The organism is Bacillus sp. CHD6a, assembly GCF_001293645.1.
Taxonomy (GTDB): Bacteria; Bacillota; Bacilli; order Bacillales; family Bacillaceae_I; genus Sutcliffiella_A.
Window position 1 is genome coordinate 85,390 of the sequence record NZ_LBMD01000007.1, and the last position, 18,356, is coordinate 103,745.

Consider the following 18,356-nt stretch of genomic DNA (forward strand, 5'->3'; position numbering starts at 1 on the left):
TAAAAAACTTTATGTTATCAGTTTTTCAGTGGCTTCCAGCGCAGCGAGGAGGCTCAAGCACACGCCCCGCGGAAAGCGAACTCCCATAACGGAAGGAAACAGGGAGTTAAAGCAATCTATTTTGTCTAAACAACTCTCCCCTGTTGACTGAAGTGAAGGGAGTGAGACTCCAGCGGGAGGTAGCGGTAGCTTGAGACCCCACAGCGCAGCGAGGAGGCTCAAGCACACGCCCCGCGGAAAGCGAACTCCCATAACGGAAGGAAACAGGGAGTTATTATTACTCCTCCGAACTTTATTTTCCCCATCCCGAAAAAAAACTGGCATTATAAAAAAAATAATGATATTATAGTAAGGTCTGAATTGAATGCACTATATGTTTGGAGGGATAACGATGCGCGTAAACGTAACTTTAGCTTGTACTGAAACTGGTGATCGTAACTATATCACTACTAAAAATAAACGTAACAACCCAGATCGTCTTGAGCTTAAAAAATACAGCCCAAGATTGAAAAAAGTAACTGTACACCGTGAAACAAAATAAGCAGCAGGATTTTCCTGTCTGCTTATTTTTTTTGCCCATTATCCAGCTTCTACAGGGCTAATATTCTTTTTATTTTTAACTTTCACTGACGTATTCGTCTTATACCCTTCGCTAATCTGATACCTTGGAGCAATCGTTACATTCCTCAAGGATGAAGGAGAGGTTTGTTCAATGGTTACATCATCCCAAACAATACTCCTGCTTAACTCACAATCCTTTGTTATTTTGGAGCTTTTACCGATAATGGTATATTTGCCAATAACCACATGGTCTCCCAAATAAGAGTCGTTTCCGATATATGCCGGCCGATTAATGGTCACATTGTCTTCCATTTTCACATTTGAACCTACCCATAAGTTTGGCAGTACCTCTTCAGCAGCGATATTGACTCGTACTTTTTTATCAAGCATATCATATTGTGCCTGCCGGTAATCCTCATGGCTGCCAATATCTTTCCAATATCCATATGCATGGTACCCATATAGGCTCATGCCGTTTTTAATAAGCCTTGGGAAAATGTCCTTGCTGAAATCATACGCTTTTCTCTTTTCCATCATACATAATACAAATGGATCTACTACATAAATACCTGTATTTACAATTTTACTGAACTCCTCGTCTTTAAGTGGTTTTTCTACAAATCTTCTAATATGTCCTTCTTCATCCGTATCAACAACTCCAAACTTATTCGGCTTTTTGACTTCCTTTGTAAAAATAGTAAATAACGAATGTTTTTGGACATGATAGCGCACCCCTGCCATCAAGTTGAAATCCGTTAACGCATCTCCGCTAATTACTAGAAAAGGTTCATCAAGAAGATGCTCAGCATTTTTCACGCTCCCCGCAGTGCCTAAGGGAAGTGTTTCTTGGAGATAGGTTATTTGTACGCCCCATTGGGATCCATCTCCAAAGTAGCTTCTGATTTTATCGCTTAAGTACTGAAGAGTGATGATGATTTCTGTGATTCCATGCTCTTTTAAGAGTTCAATGCTGTATTCCATGACAGGTTTATTTAGCAGTGGCACCAATGGTTTTGGGAGTTTTTGTGTTAACGGCAACAGCCGGGTACCTTTTCCCCCAGCCAATATGACTGCTTTCATATGCTTTATCCCTCCTACTGGACGGAAGAAGTAGTAACTGTTGTCTCATAAACCGCCTCTGTCTGATCTCTTACATCTTCCCAGTTGTATTTTTGGTTCACTTCATTTAATGCTTTTTCTCCGAGTTGTGAACATAGCGTTGGGTTATCGATTAAAGAATATATCTTTTCACAAAGATCTATGGCATTTCCAGGCTCAAACATCAGACCGTTTTCTCCATCTTTAATGATAGAAGAAAGTCCTCCAGTCTTAGCCCCTATAACAGGTTTACCAGCTGCCATTCCTTCTATGGCCACTATCCCAAATGGCTCATATACGCTTGGTACAACCAGCATGTCACATCGCTCTAGTAAGGTAGCTTTTTCAATTTCATTTACATGACCAATAAACAGAACGTGTTTCTCCAGCCCAGCCTGTTTAACTAATGCTTTAAAATCTGACAGGTATGGCCCTTTACCAGCTAGTATAAAAAGACATTCAAGAGAAGTTTCATTTATTTTTTTTGCAGCATCTATTATTGTCTTTATTCCTTTTTCGGGGACCATTCTACCCAAAAAAAGGATTAGGTGTGAAAACGATCTTCGTTTTATAAATTCCAGTACGCTTTCACTTCGCTCGTGGGAAATGGCAACACCATTAGGGATCACATAAGTTTTCTTTTTCCCGTTAATGTTTTTCTCCACTTTGTTCTTCATATATGGGCTACAAACAATCAATACATCGGAATGTTGAATCAATAACTCTTCCCATTTTGCAGTTTGCAGCTGCATTTTGGTAGCCATATTGCTTCTACCTTCTTCAAGTGCATGTATGGTTGACACGATTGGACGTCTCATATTTTCTTTCAGTGCCCTTGCAGCAAATCCCACAAGCCAATCGTGGGCGTGAATGATAGTAATTTCATTTCGACTATCTACGTTCCGTACCTGTTCCACCAAATTCATATTGGTTTGCGCGACAAAAAGATGAAAATCATCATAAGTACACTCGACTTCTTTAGCCCTGTAGACTTTTATCCCCTCCACTGTCTCCGCATCAGGTGCTCCTAGGCAATGTGGGGTCACAAGCGACACATGATGTCCTGCTTTTACCAACTGTCTGGACAATTGCCATACATGCTGACCAAGTCCTCCTAACATTGCAGGGGGAAACTCCCAGGATAACATGACAATATGATAGGTATTTTTTATTTCTTCTTGTAACAAATGATTATGTGATGAGTGAACAGAATAGAATACATCAGAAGTAACAGTTTCCTGAAATGTTCCAGAATTTAACTGACGTGCTTTTTGAAGTTCAAATGAGGGTTTTTCATAAAAAGTATATGCAGCATTCAACTGCTGCCATTTTCTTTTATCAATCATATTTATTGGTTTCCACAAAGCTTGGTTTTCTAAAGGCTCTTTCATGCTGCGATTCATTTTCAACTTATCGCTTTGAAAAAAAGGAAAAAATTTGTCCGCTTTTCCTACACCAATCTCCGCTCGTAAGAAATGGAATCCGGTGATCTCCGGAAGAGTTATGCTCCCACCATTCATTTTGGCTATTATATCTAAGATGAAGACATTGTTTCTACTAACCTGTGAGCTTCCTTTCCAACCTATTAGCCTAACAACCAACTCTTCCTCCCTTAATGGCTGATAAGCTTTAACAAAATCCTTTCTCCATTGATATACTATCCATTCAACTTTTGGTTCTCCATCATCATTCAACATCAACTTAATAAATTCCTTATCCGATCCAATGTTGCTCATGGTCCAAACCTCTTCCCCCACGAATCTATCTTTTCTATCATCTTATCACGTGAATTTTCTTTTCCACAACAGCCGGTTTTTGTCGTCTTTTGTGTTATAACGTAAATTTTTTATGTCCGTTGACAAAAAACGTTCACAAAACCGTCATATGTTTCTGAGGAATTTGTCGAAAGACTATTTTTCCATCTCTACTCCTATGATATAAAAAAGAGAGAAACTTTTATCTGAGGTGAAAAAATGTTAATTGCAAGTATAAGTTTAATCATTATTGCAGTCGCTGTGATTGTAATTTCCTTCTTTGTGGATGACAAATTTGCTGATTTAGAAAAGGAAATGGAGCAGTTATCCTTTGATGTTGTACAGGACAAATACAAGTTGGAAAGAAAAATGAAAGTATTAGAAGAAGAACTATTGGGTGGAACTACTCCTATACATAAGGTAAAAACAAAAAGACAAGCAAGCCACCAAAATGTAAGTGAAGAAGATGTTGCTATATCTCTTTATCAAAAAGGATACACCCCTTCTCAAATCTCTCAATTCACTTCCACTTCCATGGAAAAAGTAGAACAGATCCTTCAATCTGCTAACCTAAAAGGAAACGTAGCCAATGAGAACTAATCTTAGAGCATTCGCAATTGGCATCCTTTTCGCAACTGGAGTAATGGGAGTTGCTTATTCTATTGTCAGTGCAGGGGCAACCACATTAAATGAAGAAAGTATTCAGGCATATGCTGCAGAAAATGACCTACACGTGTTATCAAAAGAAGAGTATGACGAGTTATTGCCTGTAGTAGAACCGGTTGAGGAATCAAAACCAGAACAAAAAGAAGCAGAGAAAGAAGAGAGTAACAGCAACGAAGTGGCAACAGAAGAAGAAAAAGAAGAACCAAAAGAAGAAGAGAATAAACCTTTTGAAATTGTGATACCAGACGGCATGGCAACTTACGAGATTACTGCGTTATTAGCACGCGAAGGAATCATCGAGGATGACAAGAAGTTTGACGAATACTTGGAAGACAATAACATTGCTACCAAGGTACGTTCTGGAACGTTCACGATGAAAAAAGGCATGAGTTATGAAGAAGCTGCAGACGTTTTAATAAAATAGCTATAAAACATGAAAAAGCACCTCGCAGACATTGGAGGTGCTTTTTTGTATGAAACTAAGGTAATCTTACTTTCAACTTCCGGCAGGATAACGATAGGACCGCTCCCCAGTCCTCCCTGCCCCGACTTTCCAACGGGAAGGAAAACTGCTACGATATCCTAATCTCTTCATTACCCTTTATCTTTTACCTTCAATAGCCGCAAGCTATTTAACGTCACAAGCAGTGTTGCTCCCATATCGGCAAAGATTGCAATCCATAAAGTGAGCCATCCTGGTATTACCAACAATAACGCTAAAACCTTCAATCCTAATGAAAACGAAATGTTCTGCTTAATTATGGTCAATGTTTTTCGGCTCAATCTGATGGTGAAAGGAAGCTTACGGAGGTCATCACCCATCAACGCTACATCTGCCGTTTCCAAAGCGGTATCGGTCCCCGCCCCTCCCATCGCTACTCCTACCGAGGAAGCAGCAAGGGCAGGCGCATCGTTAATTCCGTCCCCTATCATCATCATGCTTCCATGCTCTTCTCGCAATTGTTTGATATAACGAAGCTTATCTTCCGGAAGGAGACTTGATTTGACACGGTCTATTTCCACCTCATGTCCAATTGCTTCGGCAGTCCTATCGTTATCACCCGTCAACATGTATAAATCCGAAATACCCAATTCCTTCAATTCTTTTACACTGGAGACACTACTTTCTCTAATCTCATCACGGATCCCAAGAACTCCAAATATTTTGTCAGAAGATCCGACGATAATCACTGTCTTTCCTGCATTTTGTAGCTTATGGATACTTTCAGTTAACCTATTCATTTCAGAGTGCTCTTCAGATAAGAACCAGTTAGGACTTCCCGCTTGATAAGTAATACCTTCAATAGAAGCCTTTATCCCTTTCCCTGCTACTGATTCAAAATGCTCCATGGCATAATCGGTCTGAGCTACACCCATCTGGTTTGCTTTCTGGAGGATTGCTGAAGCTAACGGGTGAGTCGAACCACTTTCTAGAGTTGCAATGATTCTTAGAAGCTCTTCTTCTGTTATATGGAAGGCCTGAACATCTGTCACTTCTGGTGCCCCGCGAGTAAGCGTCCCCGTTTTATCAAAGGCTATTGCTTTGATTCTCCCTACTTCTTCAAGGAAGACCCCACCCTTGATTAAGACTCCATTTTTTGCTGCATTCCCAATTGCTGTCACAATCGCAATAGGTGTAGATATAACGAGCGCACATGGACATCCAACAACAAGTACAGCAAGCCCTTGGTAAATCCAGGTGTTCCAGTCAGCCGCAAGGAACAACGGTGGAACTATTGCTACAAGGAAAGCAATCATAATGATGAGTGGTGTATAGTATTTCGCAAACTTATCCACAAATGCCTGGGAAGGTGCCCTTTCTGCCTGGGCTTCCTCCACAAGATGAATGATTTTAGCAATTGTGGTGTCCTCTACCCTTTTGGTAACTTCCACCTCTAGAAGACCATCCTCATTGAAGGTACCTGCAAACACTTCATCATTCACACTTTTTGATACAGGTATGCTTTCACCTGTAATCGCAGCTTCACTGATGGATGCCCCACCTTTCACAATCTTTCCATCCATCGCAATTTTTTGACCAGGCTTTACAAGCATACGGTCGCCAATCTTAACATCTTTTACAGAAATCTGTTTTTCCGTTCCTTCTATTAATATAGTGGCCTGTTTAGGAGAAACATTCATAAGCGATCGTATCGAAGCTCTTGCCTTTTCCATCGAATAAGATTCTAAAGCTTCACTTATCGCAAAAAGAATGACGACCGTAGCACCCTCTCCCCATTCACCGATAATTGCAGCACCGATGATGGCAATAGTCATTAACGTCTTCATGTCAAATTGAAGCCTGATTAGATTATTTAATCCTGTAAAGAATAATCTGTATCCGCCTATTACAATAGATGCAGCGAAAAGAATAGTGGTAGAAAGATGATCTTCTCCCTGCTGAAAAAATGCCACCCAGCCAGACACAAGAAATAGGAACGAAAGCAGAACATTTGCATGCTTTTGATAAAAAGGAACAGAGGGTTCTTCAGGAAGTTCCTCTTGTTCGGAAGAAACCTTTAATTTATCAAACGCTCCAGCTTTTTCTATATCACTTATACTTGCAACTCCACTTACTGAAATCTTAGATGCACCGAAATTTACTCTTGCCTCCGTTACACCTTCAATCTTTTTAACATTGTTCTCAAATTTTTTGGCGCAGTTTGCACATGATAATCCTTGAATTCTATATACTTGGTCATTGTTATTTTTCACGTGATTTCACCTCTTTTTGATGGGTAAAGGCGATATCGATTAGTTGTCTAACATGATTATCATCTAAAGAATAATATACAAGCTTTCCTTCTTTCCTGAACTTCGCCAACCCAAGATCCCTTAAAAGTCTGAGATGATGAGAGGCAGTTGCGACGGTAGATTGAGTAATCGTTGCAACATCATGCACACAAAGTTCTTCTGCTAAGTTGAGTGCCTGCGCTATTTTCAACCTGGTTGGATCTGATAAAGCCCGGTATATTTTCGCCACATCAGTTGTCATCGTTTCATCTATTTGTTTCTTCACATTTTTTACTTTTGTTTCATTTGCACATTCTTCTTGACACTGCGGTGTTGTCAAAACTTCTGAACTAGACTTTGTTGACATAAAAAACCCCTCCACATTCAAACATTCATTTGAATATTAGTATATGCCAACTTAGCTAAAATAGTCAATACAATCAGCTACAATCATAGAAGATAAAACAAGAACCCTGAAATCGTAGACATACTTATGACAGAGAGGACAAACGCTACCACCAGTTTTTTCTTAAAGATGCTATTTAATAATGCGACTTCAGGCAGACTCGCACCAGCTGAACTGATGAGCAAAGCCATAACAGGTCCCAAGGCCATTCCTTTTGCTATCATCATCTGGGATATGGGAATCATAGTAGAAAGTCGGATATATAGAGGTATACCTAATATAGCCGCAATCGGTACAAGCCACCAATTTTCTCCTCCAAGATATTGTGTAATCAATGAAGTTGGTACAGCGCCATGAATGAAGGCACCAATGGCTGCGCCAATCAATAAAAATGGATAAACAGTTTTCATTAGTGTAAGTGTTTCTTTCCAAGAATGTTTGAGGTCGAACCGCTTGGTTTTCGGTTGATAGTTCTTCAACAACACATTTTTTAATTGCTTTTCAAAACCTAATCTACCCAAGAGTAGTCCAATCATAATAGAAAGAGTCGATGTGGTTAGAGTATAAATTAGAGCTACCTTCCACCCTAGTAATGCTGTCATAATAGTCAGGATGGTCGGATCCAGAACAGGTGATGCAAAAAGGAATACCATCACAATCCCAAAAGGTATTTTTCTTCTTAATAATGAGACCACCATTGGTATGGTGGAACAAGAACAAAATGGAGTAATAAAAGCGAACAAGACAGCGAATAGAGAACTTAGGAGAAGATTACCTTGATTTAGCCACTTCTCCTTTTTTTGAAATGGTACAAAAGATTGGATAATCGAAACCAAAAACGTAATGAGAACAAACAGGACCGTTAATTCCAATGCAATGTATAAAAAACTTGTAATTACTTCTTTCCACATAAAAAACCCTCCTTTATTTTATTTGCATTTTGCAAGTATTAACTTTTTGAAAAAGCAAGTATCACAACTTGCTTAATAAAACGGCTTACAGCACATGTTACTTTTGCTCATCGCCGCATTCAATATTTTTAAAGATTCTACAACATCAGTGCTCTCTTTTTCGCTTAAATTAGAAAAGACATTCGCTAAATAATGATGCATTTGTTTATTGATTCCATCTTCCATTTCCTTGCCTTTCTCGGTTAGGTATAAGTGATACATTCTTTTGTCTTCAGTAGACTGTCTTTTTTTCACCAATTCCAGTTTCACCAGTGTTTGAATTTGCCTGCTAAATGTGGTGATATCCATGCCGATTGTTTCCGCTACCTGTTGCATGGAGGGTCCCTGTGATCTTGCTAGTTCGTAAAGAATATGACTTTGCACCTGAGAAATATCAGCTTTTTCTACCGTACAACAATTTTTATTCAACATCCCAAACCTTCTCATTGTAATTTGAAGAACTGCCCTTATATCTTCCATTTTTTCACCTCTTACTTTTATTATAGTTATTTACTTGCACTTTGCAACTAATAAACATTTCATATTTTTACATTTTCCTTTCTAGTGCTAACCGCTTAAATTAGCGCTAGAAAGGTTTTAATATTCTTAAGGCAGTAACAAAATCTTCCCTAACTTTCCTTTTTGCTTAAAATAAACTTGGGCTTCTTTAGCTTTGTCTAACGGAAAAGTTTTATCAATGACAGGCTTTATTTTACCTTCAGCTATTGACTGAAGCATATCTTTAAATTCTTCTCTAGTACCCAACACTGATCCATACAACGTAATATGTTTAAGATAGACGGTTCTAAAGTCTAGTTCTGTCTTCTGACCCCCAGCAGATCCTGATATGCAAAACTTCCCCCCCTTCTTTAACACTTGAAGGCATGTAGAAAATAAAGCATCCCCTACTACATCTAACACCGAGTCTATCGGCCCTCCATTCACATTTAGAATTTCTTTAGAAAGGTTTTCTGATTTATAGGATAATACATGAGTCGCACCTAATTCTTTCATTTTTTCCTCGTCATTGAGATCCCCTACGATTGCAATGACCTTCGCGCCGAAAACTTTTGAGGCAATTTGCACATTTAACGATCCTACCCCTCCGTTCGCTCCTGTTACCATCACACTCTCGCAAGGTCGGATTTGAATCTGATTTACCATATGCCATGCAGTTAATCCGCTTACTGAAAATACAGCGCTTTCCTCATAACTAGGAAGAGGCATATCCAAACAAAGGTCAGCAGGCCACACGACGTATTCTGCATATCCACCATCATATTCTGATCCTATAAAAGACATGTCTTCGGAGATATGCTCCTCCCCTTCTTTTCCACTAGAGGTAAACGGGAATAAAACGACATCTTTTCCAATCATAGATTCTTCCACCAACGCCCCTACATTGACTATCGTACCTGATATATCGGATCCAGGTGTACGTGGAAAATTTACTCCTTCTGGCCTCCATCCGGACTTAGAACCAGTCCCGTATGCTCCTTCTCTCATCCAAATTTCCGTATTATTTATCGCACAGGCTTTCACCTTTACAAGTACTTCATTTTGTTTTGGATTAGGTATAGGTATGTCTACTATTTCCAACATATCTACATTCCCATATCCGGTTACTTGAACGGCTTTCATAATACCAACACCTTCACTTTTTTTCTATCACCATAATAGTAACATTATCTTCATAATAAAAAAAAGTAAGCGTATTCCTACACTTACTCTTTCTCTCTCTAACAACAATCACTATCCTTCAATCCTAAGAGAACTAGTCCTTTTCCTTGCGGTGTTTCTTGAACATCCAAGACAAGGTCTGTTGTCATGTTTTCAATTCTCGGATCAATTGCCACTTTTATTGAATTTACTGTTTCTACTTTATCATCTGCTTTTGCCTCATCCAGAGACAATCCTATTTGTGGGCTTCCTCAGCCCCAGCCTGCAAAGTAAACACGTATGTTGCTTACCCCGTTTTCACGTAAAATATCAGTGAGTACATCTCTTGCTTCGTTTGAAACCTTCAAGGCCAGTCACCTGCCTTCTTATTAATTTTCTAATGCTCGTTACATTCTTTCTTCGTTTTTGTCGTACATGTTTTGAAGCACTTCTTTTAACTCTGGCTTCACATTAATAACAGGACGGATGGAAGTTGCAAGCCTTTCAGCTTCTTCAACAGTACTAGCTTTCCCCAAGTGAAGAAGGGTACCCATGGCAACCGTTCCGGTTCTATTACGCCCTCCGGAGCAATGGAAGTACACTTTCTTTCCTTCTTGGTGAGCTTGTATAACATATTCAATAGCTGCTTTCACCGATTCATCCTGTTTGGATGCATCATCTACAATTGGCATATGGATTCTAGGAAGATTGTCTTCCACGTTATCCGTTTCCGCCCGCAAGTCTATAATAACATCCAGGCCTTCGTTTGTATGTGCTTCTTTCGCTTGGTCCGCACCACCAATAAAGACATTTTCTATTAATGATTGATAGTTTTTTTCATTTGACATATTGATTCGCTCCTTACAACAAACTCTCTTTTTCCCATGACAGGATGGCGCATTTTTTGTGTGTGGACTTTACTCTTTGTATCCAAGGTAGTTCCTGTTTCCCTCTGCCTGATAAAACTTGATCTGTTGTATCTGTATTAGCAAAACTTTGATTAATGACCCACCAACGCGGGGTTATGGAAGCACGCTTAAGGTCAGCATGTAATCTTTCAGCCTCTAGTATTGGGGTTGCTTCCGGCAAAGTAACGATAAGCACTGCTGTTTCTTCGGCATTACGAAGGCGTGGAAGCAGGTTTTTCACTTCTTTTGACACCTCACCAGCTGAACGTAACAGTTCCTTTTGATACGATTGAGCTGCGTCAAGTAATAGCAATGTATGTCCAGTTGGCGCAGTATCGATGATGACTACTTCTTCATCCGCCTGACCAACTATCTTGGCAAACTTCTGGAATACCGCTATCTCTTCAGTACAAGGTGAGTTTAAATCTTCCTCAAGGTATGCAAGTTGCTCCTCGCTCAGCCCTTCTCCCGCTTGTTCCAACACATGCTTTTTGTAGGATTCTACTTCTGCTTTAGGGTCCACCTTACTAATTGTGAAATGCTCTTTCCTTGTTTTATTTTTTAACGCATGTTCCAAATGCGCAGCAGGATCCGTTGTTGTGAGATGCACTTTCACATCTTTTTCTGCAAGCTTCATTGCAAGTTTTGCTGCGAGTGTAGTTTTACCAACGCCACCCTTTCCCATCGTAAAAACTACACGAAGGTTATTTTCAACAACATCTTCTGCCACGGAATTAAAAACAACAAGTTCAGTAAGTATCTCAGACTTTTCCTGACCAGATTCTTCCGTTTGTAACGTTTCCCCATTTAACCAAACTTTTAACGAGTCGATTCCGGTTAATGAATACGAAATATATGGAAGGTACGTCATTGGAATATGATTAAATGTACTCATGGCAATTTCCAAGGCTTTCTGTTGCTTTTTAAAAAATGCCAAGGATACTTCATCGTCTAAGACTGGCTTTTCCATTAACCCATTTATTATTAGCTGCTGATTATGAAGCCCAATTTCACGCAACTCCATAGAGGCACGCGCAGCTTCCAGAATTGGCGATTCATCAGGTCTTGTTACCAAAAGCAACTGAGTTTGGGAGGGATCTGACAGTGCCTGCACCGTTTGTTCATACAGTTTCTTTTTAGCCCCTAGCCCGGAAAGGGGTCCTAAACAGGAAGCTCCGTGTGTACTTTCCTCTAGGAAATTGTTCCACGCAGAAGGCAGAGAAAGCAGCCTAAGTGTATGACCTGTTGGAGCTGTATCAAATACAATCACATCATATTGCCCTGTTACCTCTTTTTGTGTTAATAACGTAGAGAATTGGTCAAAGGCTGCAATCTCAACCGTACATGCTCCTGATAACTGTTCTTCCATCGTAGCCAATACTGATTCCGGGAGTTTGCCTTTATAAGGACCAATTACACTTTCCCGATAATCTCTCGCCGCTTCCTCAGGGTCAAGGTTGCAGGCAAAAAGCCCTTCCACACCTGGCACTTCAGAAATGTCATTGGTTATTTCCGTTTGAAACACATCCTGCAGGTTGGAGGCGGGATCGGTGCTAACAATCAACACCCTCTTTCCTTCTTCGGCAAGTGCAATGGATGTAGCACATGCTGTGGACGTTTTACCAACTCCACCTTTACCTGTGAAAAATAAGTATGGTGCTTGTACCATTGTTTTCGGTTGGAATGTTGGGAGCATAAAGCCACTCTCCTAGTTAATTGAGTTTAGTGTAATATTGAGATTCTTTTTTGGTTTTTGAGAAATCAGTTCCTCTACTTTTATACCTGTCCATTCAGCGAATTCCTCATTTGTAGGATAATCTGACACCTTCCTAACTTTGCCATCGACTAGAACAACAGGGAGGCAATCTGGCCCCTTTTCCATTAGTAAATCATTCACCAATTGGTTTGTAACAAACGGTTCAGGCTCTGAACCTAAATTATAGCGAGTGATTTGGACTCCTTTCTGCTGCAAGGAGTATACAGCACTTGCCACTCTTGTAAGTTCCGGATCCACACTTGGTCCACATACGCCAGTTGCACAGCACATTGCAGGATCATATATTTCAATTTTAGGCATTTTTAAACTTCCCCTTTCCTGTATAGAAAAAATAGCCGAGATATTTCGCTCGGCCATTTTTTTTTATTTACCAGTCTCAGCAAACGTTTTGATTCTGTCGCCGATTTCGTCACGTACACGTTGGAAGAACTTCCACTTGTCTTCCTCTGTTCCTTCTGCTTTGGCAGGATCATCAAAGCCCCAGTGTACTCTCTCTTTGTTTGGCGGTGTTGCCGGGCAAACATCTGCTGCGTGACCGCAAAGTGTTACGACTAGATCAGCTTTTTTCAAGATTTCAGGGTCGATTGTATCAGATGTTTGGTTAGTGATATCCACATCCACTTCGTGCATTGCTTTTACTGCGTTTGGGTTTACACCGTGTGCTTCAATTCCTGCTGAGTACACATCCCATTCGTCACTAAGATATTTTTTCCCCCAGCCTTCAGCCATTTGGCTGCGGCAAGAGTTACCTGTGCATAGGAAGTAGATTGTTTTTTTAGTCATGATGAAAAACTCCTTTTAGTAATTTGATTTTTGCTTGACGGTTCCGGGTATTCTTCGCCGAAGCCACTGAATTAGTCTTTGACTAAAGGTGTCGTTTAGACACCGCTGTTGATTTCTTGAAGTGGCTTCGCACGAGTCTCATACCCTGCACTACAATCAACAGGGTGTGTCTTAACCAATAATGAGTAGCCAGAAATATAAGCCTAATAGCGTGATGAATAGGGTTGGGATGGTTAGAATAATACCTACTTTGAAGTAGTATCCCCAACTTATCTTAACACCTTTAAGGCTTAAAACGTGTAGCCATAGTAATGTTGCCAAGGAACCGATTGGTGTAATTTTTGGACCAAGATCAGATCCGATAACATTTGCATAGATTAACGCTTCACGGATTGTTCCTGTTGTGGCTGTGTCTTTGATTGCAAGGGCATCAATCATGACAGTAGGCATGTTATTCATGAAGGATGAAAGGATGGCTGCAATGAACCCCATAGAAATGGTTGCCACGAAAAGTCCTTCATCAGCTGCCATTTGAATGACGTCAGTTAGCAGGTTAGTCAACCCTACATTTCTAAGACCATACACGACAACATACATCCCAATAGAAAAGAATACGATGGCCCATGGTGCACTTTTCAGAATCTGTTTCGTGTTGATTACCTGGCTGTTTCTGCTTATTAATAAAAAGATGATAGCAACAGTTGCCGCAACGAACGAAACAGGAATACCGGCAAATTCACTAGCAAAGTATCCGACTAGGAGTACCGCCAGTACAATCCACGACAAGTTGAAGAGCTTCTCGTCTTTAATCGCTTCTCTTGGTGCCTTCAATACAGACATGTCATAATTTTCCGGAATACTTTTACGGAAGAACAAGTAAAGCACCACGATACTTGCACCAAGTGCAAAGAAGTTTGGAACAATCATGCGTGAAGCATATTCGACAAACCCTATTTCAAAAAAGTCAGCTGACACTATGTTTACTAAGTTACTAACTACTAATGGCAGTGAAGTAGTGTCTGCAATAAATCCACTAGCCATGATGAACGGTAAAATCATTTTTTCTTTGAACTCTAGATTCCTCACCATAGCCAGAACAATTGGTGTCAGAATAAGAGCGGCACCATCATTCGCGAAGAAAGCAGCAACCACTGCTCCTAGCAACGTGATATAAATGAACATCCTAACGCCGCTACCTTTTGCGAAACGAGCCATGTGCAAAGCCGACCATTCAAAGAATCCCACTTCATCTAAAATGAGGGAGATGATGATCAACGCCACAAATGTCAATGTTGCATTCCAAACGATACTTGTTACATCTATTACATCCGTAAAGGTAACAACGCCGAAGAGTAATGCAAGAAGTGCTCCTCCGCAAGCCGACCAGCCTATGGATAAACCTTTAGGTTGCCAGATAACAAATATTAATGTAAGTAAAAAAATCAAAGATGCTAAAATTATATCCAGCAAAATTTTTCCCCCTTAACAGCAAGTAATTCTAAGTCCTTTTTCCTCTAGTTCTTTCAACTTATCTTCAAGTGAAGGAACATGCACTAGTATAGAAGTGATTAAACCATAGTGCGGATGTTCTGTGTTAATGGAATACATAATCCATTGACCTTTTCTTGATTCTTTAACCAGACCCACTTCTTTAAGTTTTTTCACATGCTGACTAATAGAAGGCTGACTCATTTGAAAAATCTCAACAAACTCACATACACAGCAATCGTGATCTTGTAGAAGAGCCAACATGGAAAGTCTCGTTTTATCTCCTAAAATTTTCAGGGTGACAGCCGCTTCTTCCATTTTCAATACTTGTTGCATACGCACACCTGCCTTTGGAAAAGATAAGTAATATAACCAAACACTTATATAACAATATGCTTATATAATAAAACACTTATATGTTTTTTTCAAGCTTTCTCTCGTAAAGAAATTGTAAAGAATGATTGTAGAATTATCAGATAATTGATATAGTATAGGTAAGAAAGCGCTTCCAAAAACATATGAGTGGGAAAGGTGATGCTGTGTTATGATGGATTATCAGTACAGGCGACGAGCTTTTCAAAACCTACATGTGGAACAAGAAGAAGCAAAAATTGACCTAAAACAGAATGTTAGAAAATCCAAATCGGTGCTGGCTTCTATAGCCGCGTTCTTTTCCTTTTTTCATCACACACCTTAAGGAGCTTACATGCTCCTTTTTATTATGTCATTTTATCTCCAATAAAATTTCAGGGAGATTTCTATATAGTTGGACCTAGCTTAGATTAGAAGTTAGTTCTCCACAATATCAGCAAAATGAGAAGTGAGAGTAACTCTCTACTACCAAATAAACGGGTAAACTGGGGGAGAGATACTCTCTCTTCTACCGAAACAGCAGCTCCACCGGGTATACGGGAGGAGAGATGCTCTCTCTTCTACCGAAACCGCAGCTTCACCCCGTAAACGGGCGGAGAGATCCTCTCTCTTCTACCGAAATAGCAGCTTAAACGGGTAAACGGGCGGAGAGGTGCTCTCTCTTCTACCGAAATAACAACTTCACTCGGAAAACGGGCGGAGAGATCCTCTCTCAACTAACGAAATAATAGCTTCTCTGGGTAAACGGGCGGAGAGGTGCTCTCTCTTCTACCGAAACCGCTGCTTAAACGGGTAAACGGGCGGAGAGATCCTCTTTCTTCTACCGAAACAGCAGTTTCACCCGGTAAACGGGCGGAGAGATCTCTCTCTTCTACCGAAACAACAACTTCACCCGGTAAACGGGCGGAGAGATCCTCTCTCTTCTACCGAAACAACAACTTCACCCAGTAAACGGGCGGAGAGATCCTCTCTCTTCTACCGAAACAACAGCTTAAACTCGTAAACGGGACGAGAGATGCTCTCTTCTACCTAAACAACAGCTTCACTCGGAAAACGGGCGGAGAGATCCTCTCTCTTCTACCGAAACAACAGCTTCACCGGGTAAACGGGTGAAGAGATGCTCTCTCTTCTACCGAAACAACAACTTCTCCTGGTAAACGGGACGAGAGATGCTCTCTCTTCTACCGAAACAACAGCTTCTCCTGGTAAACGGGTGGAGAGATCCTCTTTCTTCTACCGAAACAGCAGCTTCACCGGGTAAACGGGCGGAGAGATCCTCTCTCTTCTACCGAAACAACAGCTTCACTCGGAAAACGGGCGGAGAGATCCTCTTTCTTCTACCGAAACAACAACTTCACCCGGTAAACGGGCGGAGAGATCCTCTCTCTTCTACCGAAACAACAACTTCACCGGGAAAACGGGTGGAGAAGAAATTTCGCTCCACCAAACAAAGAGACAATGGCGTAAAAAAATACGGGACAAAATGATTTGTCCCGTTAATTAACTATTTATTAATGACCTGAAGTAGCAGATAAACCTACTCTGTCAATAAGTGTTTTACTTTCATCATTAAGGCCAACGATGCTCACATTTTTACCCAGCCTTTGATATTTTTGCACTGTTTTGGAAATGGCAGTAACCGCGGATTGATCCCATATATGCGTGTTACTGAAATCAATGATCACTTCTTTTGGATCATTATTGTAATCAAATAAATCCACAAAATGACTCATTGTTCCAAAGAACATTTGTCCAGAAATTTGATAATGCATGACATCTTCTTTTAATGTCATAGTAGCTTTGATCTTCGCCATCTTCCAGCCGAAGATTAATGCACTTAGCACAACCCCTGCGGCTACACCTTTTGCAAGGTCGTGAGTATAAACTACGATAGAAACTGTTACAACCATTACTACTGCGTCTGCGCGAGGAATTTTGTGTAGTTCTCGAATCGACTGCCAATCAAATGTTCCAATAGAAACCATAATCATTACTCCAACAAGTGCAGCCATCGGAATCTGAACCACTACATCTCCAAGGACCATAATGAGGAATAAGAGGAATGTACCTGCCACTAATGCAGAAAGCCTTCCACGGCCACCTGATTTAACATTGATAACAGATTGTCCAATCATGGCACAACCAGCCATCCCACCAAAGAACCCGGTTACGACATTAGCGATACCTTGTCCCTTCATTTCTCTGTTCTTATCACTCTTTGTATCTGTCATTTCGTCAACAATAGTCGCAGTTAATAAGGATTCAAGATTCCCTACGATAGCAAGTGTAAAAGCATAAGGAAGGATAATCATAAATGTCTCCCATGACAAATCTACCATTGGGATATGGAAGAACGGTAAGGTTCTTGAAATTTCTCCTTGATCGCCTACTGTACTCAGTCCAAATCCTCCACCAAAAAGCGTAATGGCAGTGATAACAACAATTGCTACTAAAGCAGATGGTAAAGCTTTAGTGACTCTTGGAAGCAAGTATATAATGGCAAGTGTAGCAATGACAAATCCTACCATTATCCAAGATCCTCCTTTTTCTGGAGTAAAATGGACCAATTGTGCCGTAAATATCAGGATTGCTAAAGCATTAACGAAACCAATAATTACTGCTTGAGGAAGGAACGATATAAATTTCCCAAGCTTAAATACACCCATTGTTATTTGTATGATACCTGTTAACACTGTGGCTGCGAATAGATACTCGATTCCATGATCTGCCACCAATGTAATCATTAATAATGCCATTGCGCCGGTTGCAGCCGAAATCATCCCTGGTCGTCCACCAGTAAAAGCGATAACCACGGCAATACAGAAGGATGCATAAAGACCTACCATCGGATCTACACCCGCAATGATGGAAAATGCAATTGCTTCTGGAATGAGGGCTAATGCTACGGTCATACCGGCAAGTACGTCACCACGCACGTTGCCAAACCATTCTTGTTTTAAGTTTGCTACGTTCATAGCACACCTCTTTCTTAATTATTTAGTTTTTTGACTTCCTACTCTCAAGAAAGTCGGGTCCGTTTGCAACAGAAAGAATCATACCACATATTTTCTAGAGTGAAAATCAGCATGAAAACGAGAACATGCGCAAATACCTCTTTCATTCTTCTATTTTCTCTATTAATCTCTTGATTTTGTATATCTGTAAAAAAATAGACATTGCAACATGAAAGAAAGCTTTGTT

General features: G+C 40.3%; 18 protein-coding genes. 3 read left to right on the forward strand and 15 right to left on the reverse strand.

The genetic code is table 11. The features are described from left to right. The first annotated feature begins 391 nt into the window (after positions 1 to 391). Positions 392 to 541 carry a 50S ribosomal protein L33 gene (gene rpmG, locus AAV98_RS07815; RefSeq protein ID WP_010194590.1) on the forward strand — a complete coding sequence of 50 codons (150 nt, stop codon included), beginning with the start codon at positions 392 to 394 and terminating at the stop codon, positions 539 to 541. Positions 542 to 579: 38 nt separating this feature from the next. On the opposite strand, the gene AAV98_RS07820 is transcribed toward rpmG, so the two are convergent. After that, the gene (locus AAV98_RS07820; RefSeq protein WP_060665000.1) at positions 580 to 1,641 is read right to left on the reverse strand and encodes a sugar phosphate nucleotidyltransferase; all 1,062 of its coding nucleotides are present in this window, start codon (positions 1,639 to 1,641) and stop codon (positions 580 to 582) included. A 14-nt stretch (positions 1,642 to 1,655) separates the two neighbouring features. Next, positions 1,656 to 3,395 (reverse strand): glycosyltransferase family 4 protein, encoded by a 1,740-nt coding sequence (locus tag AAV98_RS07825; RefSeq protein WP_060665001.1) that lies wholly within the window; start codon positions 3,393 to 3,395, stop codon positions 1,656 to 1,658. 237 nt (positions 3,396 to 3,632) lie between these two features. Between AAV98_RS07825 and AAV98_RS20225 the strand changes: the two genes are divergently transcribed. Further along, positions 3,633 to 4,013: a hypothetical protein gene (locus AAV98_RS20225; RefSeq protein WP_060665002.1), complete on the forward strand. Its 381-nt coding sequence runs from the start codon at positions 3,633 to 3,635 to the stop codon at positions 4,011 to 4,013. Beyond that, a complete protein-coding gene (locus AAV98_RS07835) occupies positions 4,003 to 4,503 on the forward strand; it encodes an endolytic transglycosylase MltG (protein ID WP_060665003.1) in 501 nt (166 codons plus the stop codon). The genes AAV98_RS20225 and AAV98_RS07835 overlap by 11 nt, the downstream gene beginning before the upstream one ends. 170 nt (positions 4,504 to 4,673) lie before the next feature. Here AAV98_RS07835 and AAV98_RS07840 read toward each other — a convergent pair whose 3' ends face one another. From AAV98_RS07840 to AAV98_RS07905, 13 genes are all read right to left on the reverse strand, one after another. Further along, positions 4,674 to 6,794, reverse strand: a complete 2,121-nt coding sequence (locus AAV98_RS07840; protein WP_060665004.1) for a heavy metal translocating P-type ATPase — start codon at positions 6,792 to 6,794, stop codon at positions 4,674 to 4,676. Further along, positions 6,784 to 7,179: an ArsR/SmtB family transcription factor gene (locus AAV98_RS07845; protein WP_060665005.1), complete on the reverse strand. Its 396-nt coding sequence runs from the start codon at positions 7,177 to 7,179 to the stop codon at positions 6,784 to 6,786. Before AAV98_RS07845 ends, AAV98_RS07840 begins: the two co-directional genes overlap by 11 nt. Before the next feature lie 83 nt (positions 7,180 to 7,262). After that, positions 7,263 to 8,129: a permease gene (locus AAV98_RS07850; RefSeq protein WP_060665006.1), complete on the reverse strand. Its 867-nt coding sequence runs from the start codon at positions 8,127 to 8,129 to the stop codon at positions 7,263 to 7,265. A 72-nt stretch (positions 8,130 to 8,201) separates the two neighbouring features. Then, positions 8,202 to 8,648: a MarR family winged helix-turn-helix transcriptional regulator gene (locus AAV98_RS07855; protein WP_060665007.1), complete on the reverse strand. Its 447-nt coding sequence runs from the start codon at positions 8,646 to 8,648 to the stop codon at positions 8,202 to 8,204. Between the two features lie 126 nt (positions 8,649 to 8,774). After that, positions 8,775 to 9,809: a zinc-binding dehydrogenase gene (locus AAV98_RS07860; protein ID WP_060665008.1), complete on the reverse strand. Its 1,035-nt coding sequence runs from the start codon at positions 9,807 to 9,809 to the stop codon at positions 8,775 to 8,777. Between the two features lie 98 nt (positions 9,810 to 9,907). Further along, positions 9,908 to 10,081, reverse strand: a complete 174-nt coding sequence (locus tag AAV98_RS20230) for a hypothetical protein (protein WP_060665009.1) — start codon at positions 10,079 to 10,081, stop codon at positions 9,908 to 9,910. Between the two features lie 153 nt (positions 10,082 to 10,234). Beyond that, the gene (locus AAV98_RS07870) at positions 10,235 to 10,675 is read right to left on the reverse strand and encodes a protein-tyrosine phosphatase family protein (protein WP_060665010.1); all 441 of its coding nucleotides are present in this window, start codon (positions 10,673 to 10,675) and stop codon (positions 10,235 to 10,237) included. A 13-nt stretch (positions 10,676 to 10,688) separates the two neighbouring features. Next, positions 10,689 to 12,431, reverse strand: a complete 1,743-nt coding sequence (gene arsA / locus AAV98_RS07875) for an arsenical pump-driving ATPase (RefSeq protein ID WP_060665011.1) — start codon at positions 12,429 to 12,431, stop codon at positions 10,689 to 10,691. Positions 12,432 to 12,443: 12 nt separating this feature from the next. Beyond that, complete coding sequence (arsD, locus tag AAV98_RS07880; protein ID WP_060665012.1) at positions 12,444 to 12,812, reverse strand: arsenite efflux transporter metallochaperone ArsD; 369 nt, start codon at positions 12,810 to 12,812, stop codon at positions 12,444 to 12,446. Positions 12,813 to 12,875: 63 nt separating this feature from the next. Beyond that, a complete protein-coding gene (gene arsC / locus AAV98_RS07885; RefSeq protein ID WP_060665013.1) occupies positions 12,876 to 13,295 on the reverse strand; it encodes an arsenate reductase (thioredoxin) in 420 nt (139 codons plus the stop codon). 171 nt (positions 13,296 to 13,466) lie between these two features. Beyond that, a complete protein-coding gene (locus AAV98_RS07890; RefSeq protein WP_060665014.1) occupies positions 13,467 to 14,765 on the reverse strand; it encodes an arsenic transporter in 1,299 nt (432 codons plus the stop codon). A gap of 12 nt (positions 14,766 to 14,777) precedes the next feature. Continuing rightward, complete coding sequence (locus tag AAV98_RS07895; RefSeq protein WP_060665015.1) at positions 14,778 to 15,119, reverse strand: ArsR/SmtB family transcription factor; 342 nt, start codon at positions 15,117 to 15,119, stop codon at positions 14,778 to 14,780. A gap of 1,547 nt (positions 15,120 to 16,666) precedes the next feature. After that, entirely contained in the window at positions 16,667 to 18,130 is a 1,464-nt protein-coding gene (locus AAV98_RS07905; protein ID WP_060665017.1) for a SulP family inorganic anion transporter, read from the reverse strand. Positions 18,131 to 18,356 lie beyond the last annotated feature (226 nt).

Excerpts from the sequence above, each read along its gene's own strand:
- rpmG (WP_010194590.1), top strand. The coding sequence starts at position 392 with ATGCGCGTAAACGTAACTTTAGCTTGTACTGAAACTGGTGATCGTAAC.
- AAV98_RS07820 (WP_060665000.1), bottom strand. The coding sequence starts at position 1,641 with ATGAAAGCAGTCATATTGGCTGGGGGAAAAGGTACCCGGCTGTTGCCG.
- AAV98_RS07825 (WP_060665001.1), bottom strand. The coding sequence starts at position 3,395 with ATGAGCAACATTGGATCGGATAAGGAATTTATTAAGTTGATGTTGAAT.
- AAV98_RS20225 (WP_060665002.1), top strand. The coding sequence starts at position 3,633 with ATGTTAATTGCAAGTATAAGTTTAATCATTATTGCAGTCGCTGTGATT.
- AAV98_RS07835 (WP_060665003.1), top strand. The coding sequence starts at position 4,003 with ATGAGAACTAATCTTAGAGCATTCGCAATTGGCATCCTTTTCGCAACT.
- AAV98_RS07845 (WP_060665005.1), bottom strand. The coding sequence starts at position 7,179 with ATGTCAACAAAGTCTAGTTCAGAAGTTTTGACAACACCGCAGTGTCAA.
- AAV98_RS07850 (WP_060665006.1), bottom strand. The coding sequence starts at position 8,129 with ATGTGGAAAGAAGTAATTACAAGTTTTTTATACATTGCATTGGAATTA.
- AAV98_RS07855 (WP_060665007.1), bottom strand. The coding sequence starts at position 8,648 with ATGGAAGATATAAGGGCAGTTCTTCAAATTACAATGAGAAGGTTTGGG.
- AAV98_RS07860 (WP_060665008.1), bottom strand. The coding sequence starts at position 9,809 with ATGAAAGCCGTTCAAGTAACCGGATATGGGAATGTAGATATGTTGGAA.
- AAV98_RS07870 (WP_060665010.1), bottom strand. The coding sequence starts at position 10,675 with ATGTCAAATGAAAAAAACTATCAATCATTAATAGAAAATGTCTTTATT.
- arsA (WP_060665011.1), bottom strand. The coding sequence starts at position 12,431 with ATGCTCCCAACATTCCAACCGAAAACAATGGTACAAGCACCATACTTA.
- arsD (WP_060665012.1), bottom strand. The coding sequence starts at position 12,812 with ATGCCTAAAATTGAAATATATGATCCTGCAATGTGCTGTGCAACTGGC.
- arsC (WP_060665013.1), bottom strand. The coding sequence starts at position 13,295 with ATGACTAAAAAAACAATCTACTTCCTATGCACAGGTAACTCTTGCCGC.
- AAV98_RS07895 (WP_060665015.1), bottom strand. The coding sequence starts at position 15,119 with ATGCAACAAGTATTGAAAATGGAAGAAGCGGCTGTCACCCTGAAAATT.
- AAV98_RS07905 (WP_060665017.1), bottom strand. The coding sequence starts at position 18,130 with ATGAACGTAGCAAACTTAAAACAAGAATGGTTTGGCAACGTGCGTGGT.